15 protein-coding genes are annotated in these 16,638 nt (G+C 75.7%); 6 read left to right on the forward strand and 9 right to left on the reverse strand.

Features of this window, described 5'->3' with window-relative positions; genetic code table 11:
* Positions 1-37: 37 nt before the first annotated feature.
* Complete coding sequence (locus ACZ4MO_RS01335; protein WP_114553725.1) at positions 38-739, reverse strand: TetR family transcriptional regulator; 702 nt, start codon at positions 737-739, stop codon at positions 38-40.
* Positions 740-868: 129 nt separating this feature from the next.
* Between ACZ4MO_RS01335 and ACZ4MO_RS01340 the strand changes: the two genes are divergently transcribed.
* From ACZ4MO_RS01340 to ACZ4MO_RS01355, 4 genes are all read left to right on the forward strand, one after another.
* Entirely contained in the window at positions 869-3,928 is a 3,060-nt protein-coding gene (locus tag ACZ4MO_RS01340) for an MMPL family transporter (protein WP_175008724.1), read from the forward strand.
* Entirely contained in the window at positions 3,925-6,354 is a 2,430-nt protein-coding gene (locus tag ACZ4MO_RS01345; RefSeq protein WP_175008723.1) for a YhgE/Pip family protein, read from the forward strand. Before ACZ4MO_RS01340 ends, ACZ4MO_RS01345 begins: the two co-directional genes overlap by 4 nt.
* Before the next feature lie 104 nt (positions 6,355-6,458).
* A complete protein-coding gene (locus ACZ4MO_RS01350; protein WP_175008722.1) occupies positions 6,459-7,529 on the forward strand; it encodes a chymotrypsin family serine protease in 1,071 nt (356 codons plus the stop codon).
* Between the two features lie 122 nt (positions 7,530-7,651).
* Positions 7,652-7,912, forward strand: coding sequence for a hypothetical protein (locus ACZ4MO_RS01355; RefSeq protein WP_228485195.1), 261 nt, complete (start codon positions 7,652-7,654; stop codon positions 7,910-7,912).
* Positions 7,913-7,958: 46 nt separating this feature from the next.
* On the opposite strand, the gene ACZ4MO_RS01360 is transcribed toward ACZ4MO_RS01355, so the two are convergent.
* Genes ACZ4MO_RS01360 through ACZ4MO_RS01370 form a run of 3 tightly spaced genes read right to left on the reverse strand, consistent with a single transcriptional unit; the run spans position 7,959 to position 11,450 of the window.
* Positions 7,959-10,217 carry a heavy metal translocating P-type ATPase gene (locus tag ACZ4MO_RS01360; RefSeq protein WP_175008721.1) on the reverse strand — a complete coding sequence of 753 codons (2,259 nt, stop codon included), beginning with the start codon at positions 10,215-10,217 and terminating at the stop codon, positions 7,959-7,961.
* A gap of 46 nt (positions 10,218-10,263) precedes the next feature.
* Positions 10,264-11,235: a DUF8832 domain-containing protein gene (locus tag ACZ4MO_RS01365; protein WP_499278578.1), complete on the reverse strand. Its 972-nt coding sequence runs from the start codon at positions 11,233-11,235 to the stop codon at positions 10,264-10,266.
* Positions 11,232-11,450 (reverse strand): cation transporter, encoded by a 219-nt coding sequence (locus tag ACZ4MO_RS01370; protein WP_114552938.1) that lies wholly within the window; start codon positions 11,448-11,450, stop codon positions 11,232-11,234. Before ACZ4MO_RS01370 ends, ACZ4MO_RS01365 begins: the two co-directional genes overlap by 4 nt.
* Before the next feature lie 106 nt (positions 11,451-11,556).
* Between ACZ4MO_RS01370 and ACZ4MO_RS01375 the strand changes: the two genes are divergently transcribed.
* The gene (locus tag ACZ4MO_RS01375; RefSeq protein ID WP_255437155.1) at positions 11,557-13,581 is read left to right on the forward strand and encodes an NHL domain-containing thioredoxin family protein; all 2,025 of its coding nucleotides are present in this window, start codon (positions 11,557-11,559) and stop codon (positions 13,579-13,581) included.
* On the opposite strand, the gene ACZ4MO_RS01380 is transcribed toward ACZ4MO_RS01375, so the two are convergent.
* The gene (locus ACZ4MO_RS01380) at positions 13,559-13,981 is read right to left on the reverse strand and encodes a winged helix-turn-helix transcriptional regulator (RefSeq protein WP_114552940.1); all 423 of its coding nucleotides are present in this window, start codon (positions 13,979-13,981) and stop codon (positions 13,559-13,561) included. The two genes, ACZ4MO_RS01375 and ACZ4MO_RS01380, sit on opposite strands and share 23 nt — an antisense overlap.
* 73 nt (positions 13,982-14,054) lie before the next feature.
* On the opposite strand from ACZ4MO_RS01380, the gene ACZ4MO_RS01385 reads away from it, so the two are divergent.
* Entirely contained in the window at positions 14,055-14,450 is a 396-nt protein-coding gene (locus tag ACZ4MO_RS01385; protein ID WP_175008718.1) for a Rid family hydrolase, read from the forward strand.
* A gap of 64 nt (positions 14,451-14,514) precedes the next feature.
* On the opposite strand, the gene ACZ4MO_RS01390 is transcribed toward ACZ4MO_RS01385, so the two are convergent.
* From ACZ4MO_RS01390 to ACZ4MO_RS01405, 4 genes are all read right to left on the reverse strand, one after another.
* Positions 14,515-14,979: a PTS sugar transporter subunit IIA gene (locus ACZ4MO_RS01390; protein WP_074805013.1), complete on the reverse strand. Its 465-nt coding sequence runs from the start codon at positions 14,977-14,979 to the stop codon at positions 14,515-14,517.
* On the reverse strand, positions 14,979-15,209 hold the full coding sequence (locus ACZ4MO_RS01395; protein ID WP_034650918.1) for a PTS sugar transporter subunit IIB: 231 nt from the start codon (positions 15,207-15,209) through the stop codon (positions 14,979-14,981). The genes ACZ4MO_RS01390 and ACZ4MO_RS01395 overlap by 1 nt, the downstream gene beginning before the upstream one ends.
* A 126-nt stretch (positions 15,210-15,335) precedes the next feature.
* Positions 15,336-15,581 (reverse strand): PTS sugar transporter subunit IIB, encoded by a 246-nt coding sequence (locus ACZ4MO_RS01400; RefSeq protein ID WP_021482555.1) that lies wholly within the window; start codon positions 15,579-15,581, stop codon positions 15,336-15,338.
* Complete coding sequence (locus ACZ4MO_RS01405; RefSeq protein ID WP_114552943.1) at positions 15,578-16,432, reverse strand: UTRA domain-containing protein; 855 nt, start codon at positions 16,430-16,432, stop codon at positions 15,578-15,580. Before ACZ4MO_RS01405 ends, ACZ4MO_RS01400 begins: the two co-directional genes overlap by 4 nt.
* Between the last annotated feature and the right edge of the window lie 206 nt (positions 16,433-16,638).

Raw genomic sequence — 16,638 nt, forward strand, 5'->3', positions numbered from 1 at the left:
AGTGTGACGCGCGCCACCCACAGCGCGAGGGCGGGCCTCAGGCCGGAGCGGGCACCGGCTCGACGAGCCGGCCCACGAGCGCCGGGAGCCAGTCGGCGGTCTGCGCTCGCTGCACGGCGTCGTCGCCCGCGGGGCTGAGGAACGCGTCGCGCGCCGCGCACGTGTACGCGCTGATGAGCACGCGCGTCGCGGCCGCCGGGTCGATCGCGAACCGCATGCCGACCTCCGTGAGGACGCGCGTGAGGATGTCCGCGAGCTCGGTGCGGAACGACTCCTCCTGGTCGGCGAACCGCGCGGCGACCTGCGGGTCGCGCAGCGCGAGCAGCTCGAGCTCCGCGCTCATGAGGCACCAGCGACGCTCGTCGCGCGGGTCGGCCATGACGGCCGCGACGATCGCCGCGATGGTGTCCGGCGCGATGACGCCGTCCCGGACCGGGTCGTCGGGCAGGTGCTCGACGGCGGCCTCGAGGCTCCGCATGCGCGTCCGGATCTCGCGCTCCGTGAGGGCGAGGAAGAGCGACTCCTTCGACTCGAAGTTCGAGTAGAACGCGCCGCGGGTGAAGCCCGCGGCCTCGCACACCGCCTCGATCGAGGTGCCGTTGATGCCGTGCTCGGCGAAGAGGCCGTAGGCGGCGTCGAGCAGGCGCTCGCGCGTGCGCTCGCGGCGCCGCGAGAGCGGCGCGTCGCTCTCCGCGCGGTCGACTCGGGTCGGGTCGAGGTCCGTCGTCACGCCGGACATGCTCCCACTGTCGGACGGTGCCGCCCGAACCGGGCGGCCTTGCGATGCACGAGTGTATCCGATACGTTCACGCATCGGATACAGCGGCGTATCCTCGAATCCGTCTGCACTCTCCCCGGGAGGCCGCTCGTGTCCTCAGCGCTGTACTCGCTCGGCCGTTGGGCGGTCGGGGCGCGCCGGCTCGTCCTCGTGGCCTGGATCGGCGTCCTCGTGCTGGCCGGAGGCCTCGCCGGGCTCGTCGGCCAGGGCCTCGACGACGAGGTGACCATCCCCGGCACCGAGTCGCAGGCCGCGCTCGACCGTCTCGCCGCCACGTTCCCGCAGGTCAGCGGCGCGTCGGCGCAGGTCGTGGTCGTCGCGCCCGACGGCTCGACCGTCGAGGACGACGCCGTCCGCGGCCCCGTGGAGGACGCCGTCACCGCGCTCGGCGACGTCGACGGCGTCGCCGCCGTCACCTCCCCCTACGACGACACCATGCCCGCGTCGGTCAGCGACGACGACGTCGCGACCCTCATGACCGTCCAGCTCGACGAGGGCCAGAGCGAGGTCACCGACGCCACGAAGGACGCGCTCGGCGACGTCGTCGACGACCTCGCCGCGGCCCTGCCCGACGGCGCGCAGGCCGCGCTCGGCGGCCAGCTCTTCAGCACCGAGTTCCCGACGCTCACCGTCACCGAGGCGCTCGGCCTCCTCGTCGCGCTCGTCGTGCTCGTGCTCACGTTCGGCTCGTTCGTCGCCGCCGGGCTGCCGCTCCTCAACGCCGTCGTCGGGGTCGGCGTGACCATGGGCCTGCTGTTCGCCGCGACCGCCGTCGCCCAGATCAACTCCACGACCCCGATGCTCGCCGTCATGCTCGGCCTCGCCGTCGGCATCGACTACGCGCTGTTCATCGTGTCCCGGCAGCGCGACGAGCTCGCGACCGGCCTCAGCGTCGAGGAGGCCACGGCGCGGGCCGTCGCGACCGCCGGCTCGGCCGTCATCTTCGCGGGCCTCACCGTCATGATCGCGCTCGTCGGCCTCGGCGTCGCCGGCATCCCGTTCCTCACCGTCATGGGCGTCGCCGCCGCCGTCGGCGTCGGGCTCGCCGTCCTCGTCTCGATCACGCTGCTGCCCGCGATGCTGGGGTTCGCGGGCGAGCGGCTCCGCCCCAAGGCGCCGCGCCGTCGCGGGCGTGGGCGACGGCGTGCGGCCGCGGGAGCGGACGGCGGAAGGTCGACCGGGGCGACCGGGGCGACCGGGGCGACCGGGGCGACCGGGGCGACCGGGGCGACCGGGTCGCGCGGGCGACGGACCGGACGAGCGGTGGGTGCGGTCTCGGATGCGACAGGGCGTCGAGCCGCACTCGTGAACCCCCGCCCGGACGACCCGGGTGACGGCGCGACAGCCCCGAGCACCGAGGGCGCCCCCGCCGCGGACCCGACCCGGGACCACTCCGACCCGACCACGACCGAGCACCGCAACCGCTTCTTCGCGGGCTGGGTGCGGGCCGTCACGCGGATCCCGCTGCTGACCATCGGCCTCGTCGTCGCGGCGATCGTGCTGCTCACGCTGCCGGCGCGAGACCTGCAGCTCGCGCTGCCCGACGCGGGGACGCTGCCTGAGGACAACCAGGCGCGCGTCACGTACGACCTCGTGTCGGAGCACTTCGGCCCGGGCTTCAACGGGCCGCTCATCGTCACGGGCACGATCGTCACGTCGACGGACCCCGTAGGGCTCATGAACGACCTCGGCGACGAGATCGCGGGCCTCCCGGGCGTGGCGGACGTGCCGCTCGCGACGCCGAACCTCACCGCGGACACGGGCATCGTGCAGGTCGTGCCGACCGGCGCGCCGGACTCGGAGGAGACGAAGGACCTCGTCACGGAGATCCGCGCGCAGCACGACCACTTCCTCGACGAGTACGGCGTCGACCTCGCGGTCACGGGCTTCACGGCGGTGGGGATCGACGTCTCGGCGAAGCTCGGGGCGGCGCTGCTGCCGTTCGCGTTCGTCGTCGTGGGCCTGTCGCTCGTGCTGCTGACGATGGTGTTCCGGTCGGTCGCGGTGCCGATCAAGGCGACGCTCGGCTACCTGTTCTCGGTCGGCGCGGCGTTCGGCGTCGTGACGCTCGTGTTCGAGCACGGGTTCCTCGCGGACGCGCTGCACGTGACGCGCCTCGGGCCCGTCATCTCGTTCATGCCGATCGTGCTCATGGGCGTGCTGTTCGGTCTCGCGATGGACTACGAGGTGTTCCTCGTGGCGCGCATCCGCGAGGACTACGTCCACTCGGGCCAGGCGCGGCGGTCGATCTTCACGGGGTTCCAGGCGTCCGCGAAGGTCGTCACCGCGGCCGCGGTCATCATGTTCGCCGTGTTCGTGGCCTTCGTGCCGGAGGGCGACATGAGCCTCAAACCCATCGCGCTCGGTCTCGCGGTCGGCGTGCTCGTCGACGCGTTCGTCGTGCGTATGACGCTCGTCCCGGCCGTGCTCGCGCTGCTGGGCGACAAGGCGTGGTGGATGCCGCGCTGGCTCGACCGGGTGCTGCCGTCGTTCGACGTCGAGGGCGAGGGCCTGTCGAAGGAGCTCGCGCTCGCGGACTGGCCGGAGCCGGGCAGCACGGACGCTGTCGTCGCGCACGACCTCGTCGTCGCGGGCGCGCGCGGCCCGCTGGCCGAGCCGGTCACGGTCCGGGTGCCCGACGGCGGGTCGCTCGTCGTGCACGGGGAGTCGCCCGCGGCGGTGTCCGGGGTCGTCCTGGCGCTCGCGGGGCGCCTGCGCCCGACGAGCGGGGCCCTCAAGGTCACGGGACTGGTGCTGCCGGAGCGTGCGCTGACCGTGCGGCGCCGGGTAGCGCTCGTGGACCTCGCGGCGGACGTCGCCGCGCTCCCGGGCGACGCCCCGGCGCCCGCGGCGCACCGCGTGCCGGCCGCGGCGAGCGTCGCCGAGGTCCTGCGCGAGCGGCCCCGGCTCCTGGCCGTCGTCGGGACCGACGCCGTCACGTCGCCCGCCGAGCGGGCCGCGCTGGCCGAGGTGCTCGCCGACGCGGCGGGTCGCGGCACGGCGGTGGTGCTGGGCGCCGTGGGGCCCGCACCGACGGATCTCGCCCCGCCCGGGACGCCCGTGCTCGACCTGCACGACCCGCACCTCCCCGACCGCACCGTCCCCGCCGCGCCCGTCGTCGGCCCGCGCACCGAGGAGGTGCCCGCATGAGCGTCTTCCCGCCCGAGCCGGTCCCGACCGACCCGACCGCCGACCCGACGGCCCTCCCGGCACCGGCCGGCGGGGCGCGCCCCCGCCGCGTCGGGGCCCGGCGCGCGTGGACCGTGGCCGCCGCCGTCGCGCTGCCCCTCGCCGTCCTCGGCCTGCTCCTGTGGGCGCTGTGGAACCCGCAGGAACGCCTCGACACGGTCAAGGCCGCGGTCGTGAACCTCGACGAGCCCGTCGAGGTGGACGGCCAGACCGTCCCGCTCGGCCGGCAGCTCACCGCCGGGCTCGTCAGCGGCGGTGCCGCCTCGACCGACACCGGCGCGGTCGCCGTGCAGCCCGACCCGGGGACGACGAACTACGACTGGGTCATCACCGACGCGGACGACGCCGCGGCCGGGCTCGCCGACGGCACGTACGCGGCCGTCGTGACGATCCCGGAGAACTTCTCCGCGGCGGCCACGTCGTTCGGCGGCGACCCGTCGGCCGCGACGCAGGCCACGCTGTCCGTCGAGACGACGCCCGGCGGGCGGGTCGTCGACGAGGCGCTCGCGCGCATCGTCACCACGACGGCGACGTCCGTGCTCGGCACGACGCTCACCGAGAACTACGTGGACGGCGTCCTCACCGGCTTCACGACGCTCCACGACCAGCTCGGCGAGGCCGCGGACGGCGCGGACCAGCTCGCCGACGGCGCCGCCCAGGCGAGCGACGGGGCGGCGCAGCTCGCGTCCGGCGCGGGCGAGGTCGCCACCGGGGCGGGCGCGCTCGCGTCCGGGGTGGGGGAGCTCGGCACGGGCGCGGACGGCCTCGCCGCCGGGGTCGGGGAGCTCGGCAGCGGCGCGGACCAGCTCGCGTCGGGCGCGCAGGGCGTCGCGAGCGGCGCCCAGGGCCTCGCCGCGGGGTCGCGGCAGGTGGCCGACGGCGTCGACCAGAGCGCCGCGGGCGCGGGGCAGCTGGCCTCCGGGGCGCAGAGCCTCGCGGGCGGCGTGGGCGAGCTGTCCACCGGGGCGTCGGACCTCGCGGACGGGCTCGGCGCGCTCGACGCCTCGATCGCGGACGTGCGGCTGCCCGACGGCACGTCGACCGGCCGGTCGCTCCCGGAGACCGCGACCGCGCTCGCGACGGGATCGCGCGACGTGGCCGACGGCCTCGCCCAGGTCGTCGCCGGTCTCGAGCAGCAGCGGGTCGCCGCGGGATGCGTCGACGGGTCGACGGACCCCACGTGCCAGGCGCTCGACCAGCAGCTCGCCGCGCTGCGTCCGCTCGCCGCAGGCGCGACGGGCGTCGCCGCGGGGAACGCGGCCCTGGCGGGCTCGCCGTCGGGGCAGGGCGGCGCCCCGACCGGCCTGTATGCGCTCGCGGCGGGCGTCGACCAGCTCGCCGCAGGAGCCGACGACCTCGCCACGGGCGCGGCGCAGGCGTCGACCGGTGCCGCCGGCGTGGCCCAGGGCGCGGCGGCGCTCTCCGCCGGGCTCGGGCAGCTCGCGCCCGGGGCGGACCAGGTCGCGGGCGGCGCCGCGCAGCTCTCCGGTGGTGCGGGCCAGCTCTCGACCGGAGCCGACGGCCTCGCCGCCGGGGTCGGGACGCTCGGGACCGGCGCGAACCGGCTCGCCGACGGCGTCGGCGCGCTCGGGACCGGCGCGGACCAGCTCGCGACCGGCACCCAGGAGCTGGCGACGGGCGCGGGCGACCTCGCGGGCGGCGTCGGGCAGCTCGCGGGCGGCACGTCGGACCTCGCCGACGGCCTGGGCGAGGCGACCGGGCAGATCCCCTCCTACACCGACGCGGAGCGCGAGAACCTCGCGACCGTCGTCGCGGACCCCGTGGCAGCGCCCGGCGTCGACGACCTCGGGACCGGCTCGACCGGCCCGCTGTTCGCGGTGCTCGCGCTGTGGCTCGGCGCGCTCGCGATCTTCGTCGCGTTCCCGCCGGTCCCGGCGCGGCTCCTCGGGTCGACGCGCGGCCCCGGCCGGCTCGCGCTGGCCGCGCTCGCGCTCCCCGCGGGGATCGCCGCGGCGACCGGGCTCGTGGTCGGCGGCGTCCTCGCCGCGGTCGAGGGGGCGAGCGTGGGCGGCTGGGTCGGCCTGCTCGCGACCGGGGCGCTCGCGTCGGTCGTGTTCGTCGCGCTCAACCAGGCGCTCGCGGCGCTCCTCGGGAACGTCGGGCGCGCGATCGGTCTGCTCGTCGCGGTGCTGCTCGTCGCGACCGGCATCGTCGCGACCGTCCCGGCCGCCCTCACGAGCCTGCGCGACGCGCTGCCCGTGGGCTCGGCGCTGCGGCTGCTCACGTCGATCGTCGACCCCGGTGCGGCCGGGGGAGCGGGCGACGCCGTCGCGCTGGTCCTGTGGGGTCTCGTGTCCGTCGCGGTGACGACGCTCGTCGTCGCGCGCCGTCGGTCCGTCCGGGTGGAGCAGCTGCTCCGCGCCTGACGCGTGCGGCGTGCCGCGGTGCGCGTGTGGGCGGCTGCCGCCAGACTCTCTCGGCAGGACGCGGGCGGCGGGAGCCGTCCGTCGGGCGAGGGGAGGGTGCACCGATGGACCAGCAGAAGGCACGGGAGATCAAGTCGCAGCTCGCGGACTACGCGCGCGAGCTCGCCGAGCGGTCCGGCGCGGTGATCGAGGCGCGGGACGTGCCCGACGCCGCGGAGGCCGTGCGCGCCCCCACGCTCGCGATCGGGCTCGCCCCGCACGACGACGGCGGGTACGCGATCGCGGTCCGGTACCGCCTCGGCGTGCCCACCGCGCGCAGCATCGCGCGCAAGGTCGCCTCGGAGGCGGGCGACACGGTGGACGTGCGGCGCACGGGACGCATCCGTCCGCTCGCCGCCGCGCCGGCCGCCGGGCGTGCCCGGGACGACGGCCCGGGCGTGCGCCCGCCCGTCGTCACCGCGTACGCGACCGGCGAGACGGGCCGCGTCCGGCCGCTGCGGCCCGGGGTCTCCGTCGCGCATGTGGACGTCACCGCGGGGACGCTCGGGGCGTTCGTGCGCGTCGCGCCGCCGGCGGTCGACGGCGCCGACGAGGCGTCGGTCTACGCGCTGTCCAACTGGCACGTGCTCGTCGGCTCGCCGTCCGCGGGGGTGGGGAACGTCGTCGTGCAGCCCGGCCCGGCCGACGGCGGGCGCGCGCCCGACGACCGCGTGGGCACCCTCGCCGGGCTGGTCCCGCTGGAGGCCGGGGTCACGCAGACCGTGGACGCCGCGGTGGCCCTGCTCGACGACCCGGAGGTCGACCCCGAGTACCCGGTCGGGCGCATCACGACGACGGCGGTCGCGCTGGGCGGTGAGGTCGTGGGCAAGTCCGGCCGGACCACGGGCGTCACCGCGGGCCGGGTCACGGCGATCGAGCTCGACGACGTCGTCGTGGGGTACGGCGACGGGCTCGGCGCGCTGCGGTTCGACGACCAGATCGAGGTCGAGTCCACGGGCGACGGGCCCTTCTCGCGCGGCGGCGACTCCGGGTCGCTCGTGTACCGCGAGGACGGCGTGGCGCTGGGGCTGCTGTTCGCGGGGTCGGAGACCGGCGGCGCGAACGGCACGGGGCTCACGTACTGCAACCCGATCGGGACGGTCCTCGAGCGGCTGGGGGCGACGCTGCTCGGCTGACCCGGCGCGACTCGGCCCGGGCGGCCCGGAGGGGTCTGCTCACTCGACCCCTCGGGGGCGGGACGCTCGGCCCTGCCCCCCGGCCGTCGTCGGGCGCACAATGGGTGCGGGAGGTGGTTGCCGTGGCGACCCTCGAACGAGCCCGGGAGGCCAAGGCCGCGCTGCGCGACGAGCTCGCGGGCCTCGACGGCGTGACCGGTGTCGGCATCGCGCGCGCCGACCTGACCGGTGCGCCGGTGCGCGGCGCCGGGACGTCCGGCGTGGGCGACGACTGGCTGCTGCGCGTCAACGTGACGTCCGACGACGTCGCGGTCCCCGAGACGGTGGACGGCGTCGACGTCGAGGTGCGCGTCGTCGGCGACGTGACGGCGTCGCGCGCCTGAGCCTCCACCGCTCGACGCGTCCGGGTGCGAGGGACCGCTCCGGCGGTCAGCCCGTCGCGCGGCTGGAGAACGACCGCAGGCGCAGGCTGTTGCCCACCACGAAGACGCTCGAGAACGCCATGGCGGCACCGGCGAGCATCGGGTTGAGCAGGCCGAGGGCCGCCAGGGGGATCGCGGCGACGTTGTAGGCGAAGGCCCAGAAGAGGTTCACCTTGATCGTCCCGAGCGTCCGCCGCGCGAGGCGGATCGCGTCGGCCGCGGAGCGGAGGTCGCCGCGCACGAGCGTGATGTCGGCGGCCTCGATCGCGACGTCCGTGCCCGTCCCCATGGCGAGGCCCAGGTCTGCCTGCGCCAGGGCGGCGGCGTCGTTCACGCCGTCGCCGACCATCGCGACGACCTTGCCCTCGCCCTGGAGCCGGCTGACGACGTCGACCTTGTCGCTCGGCATGACCTCCGCGATGACCTCGTCGATGCCGACCTCGGCCGCGATCCGTCGGGCGACGGTCGCGTTGTCCCCGGTGAGGAGCACCGGGGTGAGGCCGAGGGCGCGGAGCTGGCGGATCGCCTCGGCGCTCGTGGGCTTGACCGCGTCGGCCACCACGAGGATGCCGCGAGCCTGCCCGTCCCAGCCGACGACGACGGCCGTGCCGCCCTGCTCCTCGGCGCGGGCCTTGGCGTCGGCGAGCTCGCGCGGGAGGTGCTGCGCCCACCCGGCGAGGAGCGTCTCTCTGCCGACGAGCACGGCTCGCCCGTCCACGACGCCCTGCACGCCCTTGCCCTCGACGTTGGTGAACTCCGTGGGCACGGGGAGCGGGCCCACCTCCTGCGCCGCACCGCGGGCGATCGCCCGGGCGACGGGGTGCTCGGAGGCGTCCTCCAGCGCGCCCGCGAGGCGCAGGAGCTCCGCGCGGTCCGTGCCCGTCCCGGTGACGACGTCGGCGAGCGTCATGACGCCCGTCGTCACGGTGCCGGTCTTGTCGAGCACCACGGTGTCCACGGAGCGCGTGGACTCCAGGACCTCCGGTCCCTTGATGAGCACCCCCATCTGCGCGCCGCGTCCCGTCCCGACGAGCAGCGCCGTCGGGGTGGCCAGGCCGAGCGCGCACGGGCACGCGATGATGAGGACCGCGACGGCGGCCGTGAACGCCGCCGAGGCGGGGGCGCCCGCCCCGAGCCACGCGCCCAGGGCGCCGACGGCGATCGCGATGGCGATGGGGACGAAGATCGCGGACACCCGGTCGGCGAGGCGCTGGACCTGCGCCTTGCCGGACTGCGCGTCCTCGACGAGGCGCGCCATCTGCGCGAGCTGGGTGTCGCCGCCGACGCGCGTCGCGCGCACGACGAGCCGCCCGCCGGCGTTGACGGTCGCCCCGGTGACGGCGTCGCCCTCACCGACCTCGACGGGCACGGACTCGCCCGTGAGCATCGAGGCGTCGACGGCGGAGGTGCCGGCGACGACCGTGCCGTCCGTCGCGATCTTCTCCCCGGGCCGCACGACGAACTCGTCGCCCACCGTGAGCTCGGTGATCGGGATGCGGGTCTCCGCGCCGTCGCGCAGCACGGCGACGTCCTTCGCGCCGAGCTCGAGCAGGGCCCGCAGCGCGGCGCCCGCCTGCCGCTTGGACCGCTTCTCGAAGTAACGGCCCGCGAGGATGAACGTCGTGACGCCGGCGGCGACCTCGAGGTAGATGTTCGCCGCGCCGTCGGTCCGGGCGACCGACAGCGTGAACGGGTGCGTCATGCCCGGCTGCCCGGCCGTGCCGAGGAAGAGCGCGTACAGCGACCAGAGGAACGCGGCGGTCGTCCCGACGGAGATCAGGGTGTCCATGGTGGCCGCGCCGTGGCGCAGGTTGGTCCACGCGGCGCGGTGGAACGGCCACGCGGCCCACACCACGACGGGCGCGGCGAGCACGAGGCTGGCCCACTGCCAGTACGTGAACTGCAGCGCGGGGACCATCGCCATCGCGATGACCGGGACCGACAGCACGACGGCGCCGATCAGCCGGTGCCGCAGCGCGGTGAGCTCGGGGTCGTCCGCGTCCGTGTCCGCCTCGGAGGCGGGGACCTCGGCGCGCGGGACCTGCGCCGTGTACCCGGTCTTCTCGACCTCCGCGATGAGCGTGGCCGCGTCGACGCCGTCCGGGACGGTGACCTTCGCCTTCTCCGTCGCGTAGTTCACGGTCGCGGTGACGCCCTCGAGCTTGTTGAGCTTCCTCTCGATCCGCATCGCGCACGAGGCGCAGGTCATCCCTCCGATCTCGAGCTCGACGAACGTCCCCGGCGACGGGGCGGCCGATGCCGTCATGAGGTGCTCCTTCCGGCCGGGCAGCGCGCTGCCCGGTGCAGGGTGGTCAGTGGTCGTCGTGCGGGGCGGGGTCGTCGCCCGCCGGGGCGTCGTCCGGGGCGTCGTCGGGGGTCGACGTGGCGCCGATGGCCTCGACGGTGAAGGCCGCGGTGCGCACCTGGCCCTCGACCTGGAAGTCGAGGTACAGGAGGTACCGGCCCGCGGTCGGTGCCTCGACGGCGAACGCCACGGTCGGGCCCGAGACCTCGCCCGGCGCTGCCTCGGCGCCCTCGGGGTGGGCGTGCAGGTAGGCGAGGTCGCCGTCGCGAAGGGCGACGAGGTGGCCGAACGCGCCGAGGTAAGGCTCGAGCGTCGTCACCGGCTCGCCGTCCCGCGTGACCTCGAGCGCCAGCCTCGAGACCGTACCGGCCTCGAGGCTCCCCTCGAGCGCGACGTCGTACCCGTCCACCGAGGCGGTGGTCGTGGGGGCGTCGGCCCGCACGGGCACGACCTCGCCCGCGACCTCGACGGTGCGGCTCAGGGTGAGCGGGTCGCCCCCGGTCGGGACGGCGTCGGCGTACACGCGGTAGGTGCCCGCGGAGTCCCACGTCCAGGGCACGGACCAGCGGCCGGCCTCGTCCATCTCGGGGTGGGCGTGGCGGTAGTGCGCCCCGTCGGAGCGCACGACGACGAGGTGCAGGCGCTGCTCGTGCGCGACGGCGAAGTCGGTCACCGGCTCGCCCGCGGGGTCGGTCAGGGTGAAGGCGAGCTCGCCGGGCGTGCCCGGCGTCTGCGGGGCCTCGATCTCGCCGAGCGTGTAGCCGCCCTGCTCCAGGGACGGTCCGCCGACCATGCCCGCTCCTCTCGTGGTCTCCGGCGGGGGGTCGTCGCTCGTGGCGGCGTGCTGCTCCGGCGCGTGCGCGGCGGGCTTCCCCGAGAGGGCGCCCTCGGGGACGACGGCGCCCGCCACCGCGGCCGAGGCCACGAACACGACCCCGAGCCCGGCGACGTAGAGCCCGATCCGGGCGGGCGCCCTCATCGCACCCGCTCCGCGGTGTAGCCGGCCTCGTCGATGGCGGCGAGGACCGCGGCGTCGTCGACGGGCTGCTCGGCCGTGACGACGAGCCGACCGGTGGTCGAGCTGACGTCGATCACGGTGACGCCGGGCACCTGCTCGACCTCGTCGCGCACCGACATCTCGCAATGGCCGCAGGTCATGCCGGTCACCTGGTACTCGATCTCGACGATGCTCATCGCGCTCCTCCTCGGCCAGATACCCCGGCGGGGTATCGAACGATGGCGAATATACCCACCAGGGGTATGTGGGTCAAGGGTCGGAGGTCGCGCGACAATGGGGAGCGTGACCACCGAGCGACTTCCCCGTGTCCGCGCGTCCGAGCTCGTCGGGCGCGGCTGGCTCAACACCGGGGGTCGCGACCTGACCCTCGCCGACCTGCGCGGCAAGATCGTGCTGGTCGACTTCTGGACCTTCTGCTGCGTCAACTGCCTGCACGTCCTCGACGAGCTGCGCGAGCTCGAGGAGCGGCACCGTGACGTGCTGGTCGTCGTCGGCGTGCACTCGCCGAAGTTCGAGCACGAGGCGGACCCGGCGGCGCTCGCGGCCGCGGTCGAGCGGTACGAGGTCCACCACCCCGTGCTCGACGACCCGGAGCTCGTCACGTGGTCCGCGTACGCGGCGCGCGCCTGGCCGACGCTCGTGGTCGTCGATCCCGAGGGCTACGTCGTCGCGCAGATGGCGGGGGAGGGGCACGCGTCCGCGATCGCCGCCCTCGTCGAGGAGCTCGTCGCGGAGCACGACGCGAAGGGCACGCTGCACCGGGGCGACGGCCCGTACGTGGCGCCCGCGCCGTCGTCGGGCACGCTGCGCTTCCCCGCGAAGGCGGTCGAGCTGCCCGGCGGCAACCTGCTCGTCGCGGACGCCGGGCACCACGCGCTCGCCGAGCTCCTGCCCGACGGCGAGACCCTCGTCCGGCGCATCGGGTCCGGCGAGCGCGGGCTCGCCGACGGCGGCCCCGACGACGCGCGGTTCGCCGAGCCCAACGGGCTGTGCCTCGTCCCGGTCGAGCTCCGACCGTGGCTCGGGTACGACGTCGTCGTCGCGGACACGGCCAACCACGTCCTGCGCGGGGTGCGCCTCGCGGACGGCCACGTGACGACCGTCGCGGGGACGGGCGAGCAGTTCATGGTCGGCGGGGTCGAGAACGTCGTGCTGCGGGAGGGGAGGGGTGCCGACGTCACGGGCCACGGTCCCGCCGAGGCGGGCGGTCAGTACGCGCCGCTCGACGTCCGCCTCTCGTCGCCCTGGGACGTGGCCTGGTCGCGGGACCTCGCGGCGTTCGTCGTCGCCATGGCCGGAAATCACACGCTGTGGGCGTTCGACGGCGAGCAGGGCTCGATGACGCACCTCGCCGGGACCATGAACGAGGGTCTGGAGGACGGGCCCGGTGCGTCGGCCTGGTTCGCGCAGCCGTCCGGGCTGGCCGTCGACCAGGACGGGGCCGTCTGGGTCGCCGACGCCGAGACGTCGGCGCTGCGTCGTGCGACCCGGAGGCAGGGTGGGGGTGTCGAGGTGCGGACCGCCGTCGGGCAGGGGCTGTTCGACTTCGGCCACCGCGACGGCCCGGCCGAGCAGGCGCTGATGCAGCACCCGCTCGGCGTCGCGACGCTGCCCGACGGGAGCGTCGTCGTCGCGGACACGTACGACGGGGCGCTGCGCCGGTTCGCCCCGGCTCCCGGTGACGCCGGGAGCGTCGGCGACGACACCTCCGGAACCCGCCTCGCCGGCGAGGTCACGACCCTGGCGACAGGCCTCGCGGAGCCGAGCGGCGTCGTCGTGCAGGTGGGCGAGGGGCCGGGCGGCGAGCCGCAGGTCCACCTGCTCGTCGTGGAGTCCGCGGCGCACCGCCTCACGCGCGTCGCGCTCCCTGCGTCGCTCGCGGGCGAGGTGCTCGACGGCGGCGCGCACCGCACGCAGCGTCCCGTGACCGACATCGGGGCCGGGCCGCTGTGGCTCGACGTGCCGTTCGTCCCGGCGCCGGGGCAGAAGCTCGACGACCGGTTCGGCCCGTCGACGGAGCTGCGCGTGAGCGCGACGCCGCCCGAGCTGCTGCTGTCCGGGGAGGGTGTCGGCGTCGAGCTCGGCCGCGACCTGGTCATCAACCCCGAGGTCGGCGAGGGCGTGCTGCACGTGACGGCCCGGGCGGCGTCGTGCGACGTCGTCCCGCTCGGCCCCGGCGGCGAGCCCGACCCGGACGTGTTCCCCGCGTGCCACCTCGCGCAGCAGGACTGGGGCGTGCCGGTCCGCGTGGTGGACCGTGGTGAGCCGGGCGACGTCCCGTCCCTCACGCTCCCGCTGCGCGGCTGACGGGGTCGTCCGGCGCGCCCTCGTCGAGCTCGTCGTCGAACCGGCGCTGCGCCGCCTCGACCTCGCGCCGGTGCGCGTCGACCCAGGCGAGCAGCGCGTCGACGGGCTCGCGGAGCGTCTTGCCGAGCGGGGTGATGCGGTACTCGACCGCGACGGGCCGGGTGCGGACCACGCGACGGTCGACGATGCCGTGGCGCTCGAGGCGCCGCAGCGTCGCCACGAGCGACTTCTGCGTCACGGCAGGGATCGCGCGCCGGAGCTCGTTGAACCGTGCGGGGCCGTCGCAGAGGGTCTCGAGGACGTGGACGGACCACGTGTCGAGCACCTGGTTCAGCAGGCGCCGGTGGTCGTCGCCGATCTCCAGGCGGTGCGACGCGGGTGGTGGGGCGGTATCGGGCACGACACCTCGTCTCGTTGAAGTGCGTTCGGGCGATCAAGTATCCATGGGATACCCGACCGAGAGGAAGGTCCCCATGGCCGTCCAGCACCTCACCCCCGAGGGCATGCTCCAGCCCGCCCCCTACCACCACGTCGCGGTCGCGACGGGGAGCCGCCAGGTGCACGTCGCCGGCCAGGTCGGCGGCGACCCCGACCGCGACGACCTCGCGCGCCAGGTCGCCGCGGCCCTCCGCAGCACCGCCCGAGGGCTCGCGGCCGCGGGTGCCACGTTCGACGACGTCGTGCGACTCACGTTCTTCGTCGTCGGGTGGGAGCCGACCGCGATGGCGGACTTCCTGGCCGGCATCGAGAGCGTCTCGGACGAGCTCGCGATGCCGCGGCCGCTCCCGCCCGCTTCTCTGATCGGTGTCCAGGCGCTCTTCGCGCCGGGGGTGCTCGTCGAGGTCGAGGCGACCGCCGTGCTCGACTGACACGCGGCGTCCCGCCCGGCCCCGCCCGGCCCCGCCGGGTCGCGCCGGCGGGGCGGGCCGGGCGTCAGCCCCAGGTGAGCAGCTCCTCGCCGTGGGCGGCCCACGCACCGACCTCGGCGAGCGAGGTCACGTCGTCGGGCGCCGCCTCGAGCGCGACGACCGGGCACACCGCCGACCGGCCGCCGGCGCGCACGGCCTTCGGGTCCCAGGTGACGAGCACCGTGCCGCGCTGGACGTGGTCGCCCTGCGCGACGTGCGTCGTGAAGCCCTCGCCGCCGAGCTGGACCGTGTTGATGCCGAGGTGGACGAGGACCGCGCGGCCGTCGTCGTGCTGGACGACGAACGCGTGCGGGTGCAGCTTGACGACCGTGCCCGTGATGGGCGCGACGGCCTCGCCGCCCTGCGCGTCGTCGGGCTCGACGGCGAGCCCGGGGCCGACGAGACCGGCGGAGAAGACGGGGTCGTCGACGTCGCTCACGTCCACGACGGTGCCCGTGACGGGGACGAGCACCGTGAGCGGCGCCGCCATCAGCGGAGGTCCTCGATGTCGGAGACGATGTTGTCGGCCTCGGGGCCGACGATGACCTGGATCGCGGCGCCCGACCGCACGACGGCGATCGCCCCGGCCGCGGTCAGCGTGGCGTCGTCGACGAGCGCCGGGTCCTCGACCTCGACGCGCAGGCGCGTGATGCACGCCTCCAGGTCGAGGACGTTCGCGTCGCCGCCGAGGCCTCGGAGGATCTGCTCTGCCTTGCTCACGGGTGCTCCTCGGGGTCGGGGTCCGGCCGGGGCCGGGTCGGGGGGACCGGCCGGCAGCCGTGCCGGTCGGGGTGCGCGGGTGCGCAGGGTAGGGCGGTGGCCCGGGTCGCGCCCGGGTCGGGTTCCTCACATGAGGTCGGCGAGGTCGGACGCGATGGTGTCGACCTGCGGGCCGACGACCACCTGCACGACGCGCCCGTTCACCATGACGCCGAACGCGCCGGCGCGGCGCAGGAGGGCGGCGTCGACGAGCGCGGGGTCCTTGACGAGCGACCGGAGCCGCGTCGTGCACGGGTCGATCTCCTCGATGTTCCCCACCCCGCCGAGGCCGGCGAGGATCGTCGCGGCGCGTTCCGCGTCGGACTGTGTCATCGGTCGTTCCCTTCGGTCGCCCGTGCCGGCACCGGCACGGGGGCGAGCTGGTCGGTCGGCGCGTCGTCGGTGACGGCGCCCCCGTCCGCGGGGGTGTCGTCCCCGGTGGTGCTGCGCGGCACGAGCGTCGGGCGCGCCTCGCGCAGCGGGACGAAGACGCTGTACCGGTCGCCGCGGTAGCTGGAGCGGGAGTACATGAGGGGCGAGTCGCCCGCGAACGTGCGTCGCACGGTGCGCATGACGGCTCGTGACGCGCGGAGCTCGAGGAGCTTCTGCTCCTGGACCGTCGCGTCGGACGCGGTGATCGTGTCCTCGCCCCACGTCGGCGCGAGCCCGCGCTCGCGCAGGGCGCCGTACAGGCTCTCGGGCACGCCGTCGTCGAGCAGGTCGGGGGCGAGGTCCACGGGGATCCACGCCTCCTCGACGCTCATGGGTGACCCGTCGGCGGTGCGCAGGCGCACGACGTGGTGCATCGGGTCGCCCGTCGCGCGTCCGAGCGACTCGGCGACGGACGCGGGCGCGGGGGCCGTCCCCGCCTCCAGCACCTCGGTGCCCGGCTCCATGCCGCGCCGTCGTGCCTCCTCGCCGAACGTCGTGAGCCGCATCTCGAAGTCGGCGCGCGGCGGCGCGACGAAGGTGCCGCGGCCCTGGGCCCGCTCGAGCACGCCCTCGGTGACGAGCGCGTCGACGGCCTGGCGCACGGTCATGCGCGAGACGCCGAACTTCTCGGTGAGGCTGCGCTCCGACGGCACCGCGTCGCCGACGGAGAGCTCGCTCGCCACGAGGTCGGCGAGGTAGGCGCGCACCGTGAGGTACTTGTGCTCGCTCGCCTGCGATCGTGACCTGCTCATCGTCGTGCCGCGTCCTCGTCCTCGTGCCGTCCCTGGTCCCGGTCGTCGCCGACCGCCCTGCTCCGGTGCCGCGTTCTCCACGGCTGCATTGTCGTCGTCCGGTCGTCGTGCGACCTGCGACGACGCGCCCCGCGGGGCCCGCCGTGTGTCCCGGGTCACCCTCGGGGGTTGACACATCATGAGGTCTAGACCACTCTTCCTGCAAG

The organism is Sphaerisporangium cinnabarinum, from assembly GCF_055567015.1.